At 71.0% G+C, this 11,271-nt stretch carries 11 protein-coding genes; 5 read left to right on the top strand and 6 right to left on the bottom strand.

Going from position 1 to position 11,271, the window contains the following annotated elements; genetic code table 11:
- Positions 1 to 2 precede the first annotated feature (2 nt).
- A complete protein-coding gene (locus IEZ08_RS02905) occupies positions 3 to 890 on the top strand; it encodes a hypothetical protein (protein WP_189241597.1) in 888 nt (295 codons plus the stop codon).
- A 26-nt stretch (positions 891 to 916) separates the two neighbouring features.
- Here the strand turns inward: IEZ08_RS02905 and IEZ08_RS02900 are convergent, their stop codons facing one another.
- Complete coding sequence (locus tag IEZ08_RS02900; protein WP_189241596.1) at positions 917 to 1,447, bottom strand: SRPBCC family protein; 531 nt, start codon at positions 1,445 to 1,447, stop codon at positions 917 to 919.
- 100 nt (positions 1,448 to 1,547) lie between these two features.
- On the opposite strand from IEZ08_RS02900, the gene IEZ08_RS02895 reads away from it, so the two are divergent.
- Together IEZ08_RS02895 and IEZ08_RS02890 are read left to right on the top strand one after the other, a co-directional pair.
- Positions 1,548 to 2,666 (top strand): DUF3800 domain-containing protein, encoded by a 1,119-nt coding sequence (locus tag IEZ08_RS02895; protein WP_229802875.1) that lies wholly within the window; start codon positions 1,548 to 1,550, stop codon positions 2,664 to 2,666.
- Positions 2,667 to 2,828: 162 nt separating this feature from the next.
- On the top strand, positions 2,829 to 4,154 hold the full coding sequence (locus IEZ08_RS02890; protein WP_189241595.1) for a TolB-like translocation protein: 1,326 nt from the start codon (positions 2,829 to 2,831) through the stop codon (positions 4,152 to 4,154).
- Here IEZ08_RS02890 and IEZ08_RS02885 read toward each other — a convergent pair.
- Positions 4,136 to 4,699: a tetratricopeptide repeat protein gene (locus tag IEZ08_RS02885; protein ID WP_068922863.1), complete on the bottom strand. Its 564-nt coding sequence runs from the start codon at positions 4,697 to 4,699 to the stop codon at positions 4,136 to 4,138. The two genes, IEZ08_RS02890 and IEZ08_RS02885, sit on opposite strands and share 19 nt — an antisense overlap.
- On the opposite strand from IEZ08_RS02885, the gene IEZ08_RS40160 reads away from it, so the two are divergent.
- Positions 4,682 to 4,816 carry a hypothetical protein gene (locus tag IEZ08_RS40160; RefSeq protein WP_268249309.1) on the top strand — a complete coding sequence of 45 codons (135 nt, stop codon included), beginning with the start codon at positions 4,682 to 4,684 and terminating at the stop codon, positions 4,814 to 4,816. The two genes, IEZ08_RS02885 and IEZ08_RS40160, sit on opposite strands and share 18 nt — an antisense overlap.
- 43 nt (positions 4,817 to 4,859) lie before the next feature.
- Here the strand turns inward: IEZ08_RS40160 and IEZ08_RS02880 are convergent, their stop codons facing one another.
- The 4 genes from IEZ08_RS02880 to chvE all read right to left on the bottom strand — a co-directional run bounded on the left by IEZ08_RS02880 (position 4,860) and on the right by chvE (position 9,651).
- Positions 4,860 to 5,462 carry a CBS domain-containing protein gene (locus IEZ08_RS02880; RefSeq protein ID WP_068922864.1) on the bottom strand — a complete coding sequence of 201 codons (603 nt, stop codon included), beginning with the start codon at positions 5,460 to 5,462 and terminating at the stop codon, positions 4,860 to 4,862.
- A gap of 179 nt (positions 5,463 to 5,641) precedes the next feature.
- Complete coding sequence (gene mmsB / locus IEZ08_RS02875) at positions 5,642 to 6,901, bottom strand: multiple monosaccharide ABC transporter permease (protein WP_084779973.1); 1,260 nt, start codon at positions 6,899 to 6,901, stop codon at positions 5,642 to 5,644.
- A gap of 5 nt (positions 6,902 to 6,906) precedes the next feature.
- On the bottom strand, positions 6,907 to 8,436 hold the full coding sequence (gene mmsA / locus IEZ08_RS02870; RefSeq protein WP_189241594.1) for a multiple monosaccharide ABC transporter ATP-binding protein: 1,530 nt from the start codon (positions 8,434 to 8,436) through the stop codon (positions 6,907 to 6,909).
- Between the two features lie 87 nt (positions 8,437 to 8,523).
- Complete coding sequence (chvE, locus tag IEZ08_RS02865) at positions 8,524 to 9,651, bottom strand: multiple monosaccharide ABC transporter substrate-binding protein (RefSeq protein ID WP_068922866.1); 1,128 nt, start codon at positions 9,649 to 9,651, stop codon at positions 8,524 to 8,526.
- A 504-nt stretch (positions 9,652 to 10,155) separates the two neighbouring features.
- On the opposite strand from chvE, the gene IEZ08_RS02860 reads away from it, so the two are divergent.
- Positions 10,156 to 11,145: a LacI family DNA-binding transcriptional regulator gene (locus IEZ08_RS02860; RefSeq protein ID WP_068922867.1), complete on the top strand. Its 990-nt coding sequence runs from the start codon at positions 10,156 to 10,158 to the stop codon at positions 11,143 to 11,145.
- Positions 11,146 to 11,271 lie beyond the last annotated feature (126 nt).

The raw sequence follows: 11,271 nt of genomic DNA, 5'->3' as shown, positions 1-11,271 counted from the left end.
TCATGGGATCCGAGCGAAGCAGGGACTGGCACTCCCGACAGGCCGAGGGCCACGGACTGCGGATGGTGATCGGTGAGCTCGCCCGCGCCGCCGCCGCGCCGGGCTGGGCGCGGCTCGTCGTCCGCCGCGCCCAGGTCGGCGCGCACGCGCTGACCACCGTCACCCGCGACGACCACGAGATAGCCGCCCAGGGCATGGACGAGCCGTTCCAGCGGCTCCGCGAGCTGTCCTACCAGGCCGGCGGCGGCACCTGGTTCATCTGCGAGCTGGAGTTCTCGTCCGGCGGCAGGGGATACACCGGCCGCGTCGACTCCTCCGCACCGCCGTTCGAGGACGTGCCGCCGGTGGCGGCGCTGGCGGAACTGACCGCGTTCCCCCGCGAGGACCCGCCCGGCTGGCTGCTGGCCGCGCTGCCGACCGCCGTGCCCTTCGGGCTGCCCACCACGTACGGCGATCACTACGACCGGTGGCGCCACCGTCCCGGGAACCACCGGCCGCTGCCGATCGCCGGGGAGCTGGCTTACCTCCCGGCCACGACCATGACCGCCCGGGACTTCGGCGAGAGCCGGGAGCCCGGCGGGCACCTGGTCTACCTGACGGAGCAGGCCGACGATCTCGAGCACGGGCACCTGATGCTGAGCTGCCACCGGGAAGCCTACTGGGTGGGGCGCCACGACCTGCGCGGCGCCCGGGAGGGCGTGCGCTCCGTCACGCTGAACGGCGCGGTGCTCCGGCTGGAGCTGACCCCCGGGGCCGCCGACGCGCTGGAGACCGAGACCGTATTCGAGGTCCGCCTCGACCTGCCGCCCAAGACGATCGGGCAGCTGCGCTCGGCTCTGGCCGACCTGTTCCGGTCCGCCGTACGGGCACCGGAGCTGATCGGTTTCTGAGCCGGTACCGGTCAGGCGCCGCCGGGCTACCGCGACTGTTCGGCGAGGGTCTTGATGCCCTGGAGAGTGGCCTGGATCCCGGAGAGCAGGTCGGCGAGCCGGTGCCGGACGAGGGACTCCTCCTTGTCCGGCATGCGGTCGATGGCCAGGCTGAGCCCGGAGCGCGCCGGGCCGAGGCGGACGCTCTGCCGCAGCAGGGTGCCGCCGGCGCCGGGCCGGAGGCCGAACCGCCAGACGGCCATCGGGACGCGCGGGTCGGGGGCGTCGCCGCCGAACCGGCCGTCGGGATCGACCACGGCCCAGGCGAACGTGTGCGGGGGATCCAGCTCGGTCACGTATGAGACGGTCCGCCACTCGCCCAGGATCGCGTTGCGGTTGCGGCCCTCGAAGCAGGCGTCCACCGCCGGCCGGTCGGTCTGGCCGAGCCACCGCACACCGCGCAGCTCGGGGCTGAAGCGGGCGGGCACGTCGATGTCGGTCACCAGACTCCAGACCCGCTCCTGCTCCGCCCGGATGTGGATCTCGTGCTCCACCGCCGGGCCGTCCTGATAACGCATGTCCTCGCCCTCCTCCGATGATCCATTACTCGCCGGTAAGTATGTCGGGTCGCCGGGAAACCGGGTGGACCGGCCGTCCGGAGCCCACTTGGATGGGGATGTGCCGACGCTCGGGGATTCCGCGTTCTTCTGCGGGGCGCGCGCGGACGGACACGGCGGGAGTCCGCCCTCCGCTCCGGTCCCGTCGGCGGGCGTCCCCGCCGTCCTGGAGATCGCCTGTGACGAGTCCGGTTCGGAGGGCGAGAAGCTCATCGGCGGGAACACCGACGTGTTCGCCCATGCCGGCGTCCGGATGACGGTCGAGGCGGCGGCGGACTGCATGCGGGAGATACGGGACAGGGCGCCCTCCCCGGCGACGGAGTACAAGGCGAACATCCTGCTCCGCGCGAAACACCGGGCCGCCCTCGCCTGGCTGCTCGGGCCGTCGGGACCGATCCGCGGCAGAGCCCACGTCCACCTGATCGACAAGACCTTCTTCGCGGTGGGGAAGATCGCCGACCTGCTCGCCGGAGACGTCACCTGTACGGCGGGCTCGGGGACGTGCCGGACTCAGGAGGCCGGAGCCATGGCCGTCGCCCTGTACCGCGAGGGCCCGGCCGCCTTCGGCCGCGAACGCTGGGAGGCGTTCCTGGAGTCGTTCAACGACCTGATCCGCGCCGGGGGCCGCCCGGAGGCGCGGGCGGCCGCCGACGCGTTCGCCGGGATCGTCGGGGTCCTGCGCGGAGCCGGTGCGCGGGGCCGGGCCGGTGAGGTCGTGGAGACGCTCTGGGCGAGGAGATCCCGGGCGGAGTCCTTCCGGGAGCGTCTTCTCGACGGCCGGGGTCTCGTGCCGGCGCTGGACCCCCTGGTCCCCTCCATCGTGCAGACCGTCGTCCACTGGGGTGGCGGCGGACGCCCCGTCTCGATCGTCCACGACATGCAGACCACGCTGACGGAGGAACGCGTCACACAGCTCGGGAGGATGCTCGACACGCCGTGCCCGGCTCTCGTCCACCGCCCGCCGGGGGGCCGGTTGGCGGGCCTGACGCTCGTCGACTCCCGCTCGGACCCACGTGTCCAGGTCGCCGACGTCCTCGCCGGGGCGGCGCGGAAGCTGGCGTCCGACGAGCTCAACGGCCGGGGCGACGCGGAACTCACCGGCCTGCTGCGGCCCTACGTGGACCCGTTCTCGATCTGGGGGGACGGCAGGAGCTGGTCCCGGCTGAGGGGCGTCCTGTGACTCCTCTCTCCCGATGAGGCCGCCCGGCCAGACGCCCCGGCAGCGATCAGGGGCGGAAACCGCTCAGAGACCGGGAACCTTTCCCCGCGCCCGCCGGTACGGCTGATGGACCACCCCTGAGGACAGGCTGGTGGACCATTCCTCGGACAGGAAGGCGGGGCGGTGGACGGTCGGGAGGCGCTCGGCGGTGGGATGCACGGCGATGAGGCGGACGGCGGTGAGGTGTGCGAAAGCGAGGCGCTCGGCGGTGGGGTGCGGGACGCTGAGGTTCTCGACAGCGGTGGAGCGCTGCGGAGCCTCCGGAGCCCGCGACGGGCGACCTGGGCGGTGCTCCCGGTCGCGGTGGTACTGCTGGTGGCAGTGGCGATCTGGCCCCGGCCGACCGGGCCGGGCGCCGCACCCGGCGCACCGGGGGTGGCCGCCACGCCGCAACCGGACGTGGCGATCGCGAGAGAGACGGCCCCGGGCATCAGGATCGGTGTCGAGCGGGCCGAGGAGGGACGGCTGCCCCGGCTGGAGACCGCGCTGCCGGAGCGGCTCTCGACGCACGGCGCCGTCTCGCTGTCGGCCGCGCCGATGACGCGGGCGCTGGCGTTGCTCCAGTGGAGCGGCGAGGGTGGTCCCGGCCCGGTGCTCGCTCTGGGCGACGATGGCGGGCTCCGCGCGCTGGACGGCGTCAAACTGACCACGCCGACCGACGAGGACGGCAACGAGCAGCTTCCCCTGGACGACACCGCGCTCAGCCCCGACGGCCGCCGGGCCGCCTTCCCGCAGCGGGACGAGGTCGTGGTGGTCAACCTGATCGACGGGACCTCCCGCCGCTGGCCGCTGCCCGGTTTCAATGAGATCGTCTCCTGGCGTCCGGACGGCGTCACCCTCGTGGTCGAGCAGGAGGAGAGGGTGTTCCTCGTCGACAGCCGGACCGGGCGGGCCGAGCGGCAGCCGTACCCCGGCTTCGAAACCGTGGCCGGGGGCGAGCCGGGCACGGACGTCCACCGGTTGAGCGACGCCGCAGATCTTCACCGGCCGCGGACCACGGAGCCCGCGAAGACGGAGCTGACCCGCTGGGACGCCTCGGGAAACCTGCTGGCCCGCGAGAGTTCCCGGCTCACCGTGGGGACCGGCGAGCGCTGGGGGCCGGGCTGGCTGCGCGGCGGACGCATCGCCTGGGACGTCTTCGGCGCAGGCGGCCCGCGTCACGGCGGCATCGTCGAGGCCGAGGCGATCGTCGTGCTCGACGCCGCGACCGGGCGGCAGAGCGCCGCCCTCGTGCTGCCGGGGACGGACCGCTGGAAGGGGTGCTGCCGGGTGCTGGGCTGGTACGACGAGGACACCGTGCTCTTCGCCAGCCGGGGCGGGCCGTCCCGGCTACTGGCCTGGCGGGTGTCCAGCGGCGAGCTGCTGCGGGTGGCCGACCTGCCCGACGGCGCCGCGGTCGCGCTGGGCGATATCCGGGGACGACCCCGGACTCAGACCCCCGCGGGATGACTCGGAGACCGGTCCGGTGGCTCGCAGTCCCATCCGGCGGCGTGGAGCGCCCGGGGATCCGAGGGCCCCGCCCGACGGGTCAGATCCGCGCCCGGCAGCGGGCGGCCAGGTCCCAGGCAGCGCAACCGGTACGCCTGGGTGTCGTGCGGCGCGTAGTCCTCCAGGCCGCGCTCCAGGAGCGCGGCGGCCTCCCGGGTCTCCCCGATCTCGATCAGGGTGGTCGCGTGCATGGCGAGGGCCGCGGCTCTCCACCAGGCGTGCGAGTCCAGGTCGAGCGATTGACGGCCGTAACGGACCGCGTCGTCGTGGCGGCCCCGGAGCCGGGCAACCCAGCCCAGGTGGGCACGGACCGTCTTCATCCCGTCCAGGGCGGCGGCGCGGGCGTGGTCGTCGCCGGACAGCCGCGCCGCGGCCAGCGCCCGCTCGCCGTAGGCGAGCGCGTCGGCGAGCAGCAGCCGGTTGCTGCTGACCACCGCCAGCCAGCCGAGCAGGTGGGCCTCGGCGCCGTGGTCTCCCAGCAGCGTCGCGTGCCGGAGCGCGGCCACCGGGTGCGCGGCCCCCTCGCCGACGGACCGCCCGACCCCGGCCGGCCGGTCGACTACCGCCCCGTCCCGGGCGACGGGGCCGCGCGCGCCGCCGCGCTCCTGGCCGGGCTGCTGTGAGGGCGGCCGGGCCGGGAGATCCCGGGGCGGGCCGGTGACGGTCTCAGTGCCCGGCGATGTGCCGGACCCGGACGATCCCGGGGACGGTGCGCGCCAGCAGGTCGGCGATCTGGTCGTGGTGGACGCCGGCGTGCCCGCGCAGTTCAGCGACGCCGTCACGCACGGTCACCTCCCACCGGGGCCCGAAGGGGTACTGCTCGCGCAGCGCGGCGAGCACGTCCTTGCGGAGCTTCTCGTCGGACCGGGCCAGCATGGCCATCAGGTCGCGGCGGCTGACCATGCCGACCACCCGGTCGTGCTGCACGACCGGCAGGCTCTTGACCCGCTTGGCGACGAGCAGGCCGACCAGCCGGACGGCGTCGGTGACGGGCGAGACGGTGACCACCTCGCGCGTCATCACCTCCTCCACCAGGTGCGGCGGCGGGCCCGAGGCGTCGGGTACGGCCCGCACCGTGGCGCGGGGGTCCGGCTGGAACTCGCCCTGGAGCAGGTCCATCTCGCTGACGATCCCGACGAGGGTGCCCGAGTCGTCCACCACGGGGGCGGCGGTGATGTTGTGGGAGTACAGGACCCGGACGGCCTCCCGTACCGGGTCGTCGGGAGAGACCGTGACGGCCGGGGTGCTCATGACATCGCGTACCAGCATCGTTGCCGTCCCATCCGAGACGCGGTGGCGTGAGGGGCCACGGTCTCGCGCCCCTCACGCGCGTCGTCTCCTCCTCGAAAACGTCATGGGGTTACCCGATCCCATCTCACCCCAGCGGGGGCCTCGTGTGGAGGGCCGGAAGTCCTTTCTCACCCGGCCTCGCGTCGTGCCCGGCGCCGTCAGCCGGCGGAGGCGCCGGCGCGGCGCTTGGCCCAGACGTCGAGGGCGACGGCGGCCAGCAGGACGAGGCCCTTGAAGAGCATCACCCGCTCGCTCGGCGCGCCGATGAGGGACATGCCGTTGTTGATCACGGCCATGATGAGGCCGCCGGTGATCGCGCCGACCACCTTGCCGACACCGCCCTGGACGGCGGCGCCGCCGATGAACGCCGCCGCGATGGCGTCGAGCTCGAAGCTGTTGCCGGCCGTGGGACCGGCCTGGTTGAGACGCCCGGCGAAGATGATCCCGGCCACCGCCGAGAGCACGCCCATGTTCACGAAGAGCCAGAAGGTGACGGACTTGACGTTGATGCCCGACAGGCGGGCGGCGTGCAGGTTGCCGCCGATGGCGTAGATGTGCCGGCCGAAGACGGCGCGGTTGGTGACCAGGGTGTAGCCCACGACGAGGAAGGCCAGCAGCACCAGGACCCAGGGGAGGTTCTTGAACCGGGCCAGCTGCACGATCACCACCAGCACCGCGGCGGAGGCGCCGGCCATCTTGAGGGCGAACAGGGGCAGCGCGTCGACCGACTGCCGGTAGCCGATGCGTCCCTGGCGGGCGCGCCACTGGGAGACGACGATCGCGGCCACGACGCCGAGGCCGACGAGGAGGGTGATCAGGTCGGCGCCGCCGAGCGGGCCCAGGCCGATGTTGCCCAGGTAACCCTCGACGAAGCCGTTGGAGAGGGTGCGGACCTCGTCGGGGAAGGGGCCGATGCCCTGGTTGCCGAGCACGGTGAGGGTCAGTGCCCGGAAGATCAGCATTCCGGCGAGGGTGACGATGAACGCGGGGATGCCGAAGTAGGCGACCCAGTAGCCCTGCCAGGCTCCGATCAGCGCGCCGGCGACGAGGGTGATGAGCAGGGCCAGCGGCCACGCGACGTCCATCTCGACCATCAGCACCGCCGCGATCGCGCCGCTGAGCGCGACCACCGACCCTACGGACAGGTCGATGTGACCGGCGATGATGATCAGGATCATGCCGATCGCGAGGACCAGGATGTAGGAGTTCTGCACCATGATGTTCGAGATGTTCTGCGGGCTGAGCAGCTCACCGTCGGTCAGGATGGAGAACAGGAGGATGATCAGGCCGAAGGCGATGTAGATGCCGCTCTGCCGCAGGTTGACGGAGAAACGGCCGCCGGACGCCTTCGCGGCGGGAGGCGGGGGAGCACCGCCGCCCGACAGGGTTTCAACCGAGGCCTTCTCGACGCTCGTCATGGCCGTTATTCCTTTTCCCTCGTCATGAATTGCATGAGCCGTTCCTGGGTGGCCTCGGCCCGTGGCAGCTCACCGGTGATCCGCCCGGCCGACATGGCGTAGATGCGGTCGCAGAGACCGAGCAGCTCGGGGAGCTCCGAGGAGATCACCAGGATGGCCTTCCCCTGGTCGGCCAGCTGGTTGATGATGGTGTAGATCTCGTATTTTGCGCCCACGTCGATGCCGCGGGTGGGCTCGTCGAGGATCAGCACGTCGGGGTCGGTGAAGATCCACTTCGAGAGCACGACCTTCTGCTGGTTGCCGCCGCTGAGCTGCCCGGTGATCGCCGAGACGCTCGGAGCCTTGATGTTCATGCCGGCCCGGTAGCCGTCGGCGACCCGGTGCTCCTCGTTGCCGTTGATCCAGCCGTGTCTGGCGAGCTTCTTCAGCGCCGCGGCCGAGACGTTGCGCTTGATGTCCTCGATGAGGTTGAGCCCGTACCGCTTGCGGTCCTCGGTGGCGTAGGCGATGCCGTGGGAGATCGCCTCGCGGACCGAGCCGATCCGGATCTCCCGGCCGTCCTTGTACACGCGCCCGGAGATGTTCACCCCGTAGCTCCGGCCGAACAGGCTCATCGCCAGCTCGGTGCGGCCGGCGCCCATCAGGCCGGCCAGGCCGACGATCTCGCCGCGGCGCAGCGTCAGGCCGGCGCCGGAGACGACGGCGCGGTCGTGCTGGACGGGACTGTGCACCGTCCAGTCCTCGATCCGCAGCACCTCCTCGCCGATCTTCGGCTCGTGCGGCGGGTAGCGGTTCTCCAGGGAGCGCCCGACCATGCCGGCGATGATCCGGTCCTCGGTGACCTGGTCGGCCCTCATGTCGAGGGTCTCGATCGTCCGGCCGTCCCGGATGATCGTCGTGGAGTCGGCGATGGCCGCGATCTCGTTGAGCTTGTGCGAGATGATCACCGAGGTGATGCCCTCGTCACGGAGCTCCCGCAGGAGGCTGAGCAGGTGCGCCGAGTCCTCGTCGTTGAGCGCGGCGGTCGGCTCGTCGAGGATGAGCAGGCGGACCCTCTTGGACAGGGCCTTGGCGATCTCGACCAGCTGCTGCTTGCCGACCCCGATGTCCATCACGGCCGTCACCGGGTTCTCGCGCAGCCCGACCCGCTCCAGGAGCTCGGCGGCCTCGGCGTTGGTGCGGTTCCAGTCGATCAGCCCGCGGCTGGTGCGCTCGTTGCCGAGGAAGATGTTCTCGGCGATCGACAGGTAGGGGCTCAGCGCGAGCTCCTGGTGGATGATGACGATGCCGTGCCGCTCGCTGTCCTTGATGCCGGAGAACCGGCACAGCTCCCCGTCGAAGCGGATCTCGCCCTCGTAGGTCCCGTGGGGGTAGACGCCGGACAGGACCTTCATCAGGGTCGACTTGCCGGCGCCGTTCTCCCCGCAGATCGCGTGTATCTCGCCTCTCCGGACCGCGAGGTTGACGTCCTGGAGGGCCTTGACGCCCGGGAAGGTCTTGGTGATCCCGCGCATCTGAAGTATGTGGTCGGTCATCGCGTCGTCCGTCTCCGCGTCGCTCTTCTCACCGGTACGGGTCCCCGGCCGGTGCCGGCCGGGGACCCGTCCACGGGTGCCGGTCGGCTACTTGAGCTGGTCCTCGGTGTAGTAACCGGTGTCGACGAGGGCCTGCTTGTAGTTGTCCTTGTAGACGATCACCGGCTCGAGCAGGTAGGACGGGACGACCTTGTTGCCGTTGTCGTAGTCGGTGGTGTTGTTCACCTCGGGCTTGGCGCCCTTGAGCAGGGCGTCGGCCATCTTGACGGTCACGTCGGCCAGCTTGCGGGTGTCCTTGTAGATCGTGGCGTACTGCTCGCCGGCGATGATCGACTTGACCGAGGCGACTTCGGCGTCCTGGCCGGTCACGACCGGGTAGGGCTGGTCGGCGGTGCCGTACCCGCTGCTCTTGAGGGCCGACAGGATGCCGATGGACAGGCCGTCGTACGGCGAGAGCACACCCTGGATCTCGGCGTCGGAGTAGGCCTTGGTGATCAGGTCCTCCATGCGCTTCTGCGCGGTGGCCGGGTCCCAGCGGAGGATGGCGACGGTCTTGAAGTCGGTCTCACCGCTCTTGACGACCAGGGTGCCCTTGTCGATGTAGGGCTTGAGGGTGTCCATCGCGCCGTTGTAGAAGAACGTCGCGTTGTTGTCGTCGGGGGAGCCGGCGAAGATCTCGATGTTGAACGGGCCCTTGGCGTCGCCCTCGGAGCCGTCCTGCTTCTTCAGGCCGAGGCCCACCAGCAGCGAGGTCGCCTGCTGCACGCCCACCTTGTAGTTGTCGAAGGTGGCGTAGTAGTCGACGTTCGGGCTGTTGCGGATGAGGCGGTCGTAGGCGATCACCGGGATCTTCTTGTCGGCCGCCTGCTGGAGCTGGGTGGTGATCGCGGTGCCGTCGATCGAGGCGACGATCAGGACCTTGGCGCCCTTGGTGATCTGGTTCTCGATCTGGTTGACCTGGGTGGGGATGTCGTTCTCCGCGTACTGCAGGTCGACCTTGTAGCCGAGCTTCTCAAGGGAGCTCTTGACGTTCTCGCCGTCGTGGATCCAGCGCTCGGAGGACTTGGTCGGCATGGTGACGCCCACCAGGGCGCCGGCCGAGGATCCACTCGTGCTCTGCGCCTGGTCGACGGTCTTGGTGGCCGAGCCGCAGGCGGTCATCACCATGGCGAGGGTCAGTCCTGCGGGCACGAGCGCCAGCTTGGAGAGCTTCATGTCTTGCCCTTCATGTGAAGCGGTGTCGATCTGGAGGTGTGGTGCCGGCCTCGTCCTTGCCTGTGGTCGGCGGGCCCGGAAGCCGCCCGTATTGCTTCCGGGGAGGTGTGATGCCGCCGGCGCCTCGGAGCGGGCTGCGGTCCGGCGGTCCGACCCGGGCCCTCTCTTGTTAGCGCTAACAACATCATTAACAAACTCTTGTGCTCGGCTTCGTTGGGATGTGAGCGCTATCAAATGCGGGGGCAGGATGCATGTCAAGGCTCGTAACACCAACGTGACATCGAGGTTAACTGGGCGAAAGAGTGCAAATGTCCAAGAAGCCCTGGGAGCCGTTGGAAACCTATGCTTCTGGCGGGTTGTGGGCAGATGGCCAGGACAGGGGCCCGTAACCGCACTGTAATGAACGAGCCTCTTGACGCTGGGGGATGTTAACGCTCACAGTCTCCTCAGACGAGGAAAGGGGCACCGGTGAGCTCTATCAGCCGAGGGCGTCGCTCTCCGGTGATGGCCGACGTGGCCAAGGTGGCCGGAGTGTCACACCAGACGGTCTCCCGTGTGCTCAACGACCACCCCAACGTCCGCGCCGAGACCCGCACCCGGGTCCTGGCGGCGATCGACCAGCTCGGCTACCGCCGCAATCTGGTCGCTCGCGCCCTCGTCACCCGCCACTCTCGCACACTCGGCGTGGTGAGTTTCGACACCACGCTGTACGGCCCGGCCAGCACGGTCTACGGGATCGAGCAGGCCGCCAGGGACGCCGGATACTTCGTCAGCATCGTCAGCCTGCGCACCATCGACCGGGCCGGGGTGCACGACGCGCTGGAGTACCTGGCCGAGCAGGGCGTCGACGGCATCGTCGTGGTCGCCCCGCAGCGGTCGGCGGCCCGCGCGCTGGCCGACCTGCCGGCGGGCGTGCCCATGGTGGCCGTCGAGGGCGACCACGCCGGAGACGTCTCCGTGGTCAGCGTCGACCAGGTCGAGGGGGCCAGACTGGCCACCGAGCACCTGATCGGCCTGGGGCACGAGACCGTCTGGCACGTCAGCGGCCCGTCGGACTGGCTGGAGGCCGAGGGCCGCATCGCGGGCTGGCGCGGGGTTCTGATCGCCGGCGGCAGGCCGGTCCCCGAGATCCTGCCCGGTGACTGGAGCCCGCGCTCCGGCTACCAGGCGGGTCAGAAGCTCGCCCGGATGGAGGAGGTCACGGCGGTGTTCGTGGCCAACGACCAGATGGCTCTGGGGGTGCTGCGGGCGTTCGCCGAGGCGGGCGTCGAGGTGCCCGGGCGGGTCAGCGTCGTCGGCTTCGACGACGTGCCCGAGTCGGAGTTCTTCTCCCCGCCGCTCACCACGGTCCGCCAGGACTTCGGGGCGGTGGGCCGCAACAGCATCGAGATCCTGCTCCGGCAGATCGAGGCGGGGCAGGACCTGCCGCACGAGAGGCTGGTGGTCCCGCCACTGTTCAAGGTCAGGGCCAGCACGGCACCGGTCCGGCGCTAGGCCGTACCGGGAACCGCGCGGCACGCACGCCGCACGACGTGGCGGCGCAAGCCGCACAACCACGGTCCGCAGGGCCGTACGGAGAAAGCAGGGCGCGGCCGTCAACGCAGCGGTGTTAGCGCTCAC

Origin of the sequence: Planobispora rosea (genome assembly GCF_014648175.1) — a bacterium.
Lineage (GTDB): Bacteria > Actinomycetota > Actinomycetes > Streptosporangiales > Streptosporangiaceae > Planobispora > Planobispora rosea.
Note: the sequence above shows the minus strand (reverse complement) of the source record. Positions and strands in the feature narration are given on the sequence as shown.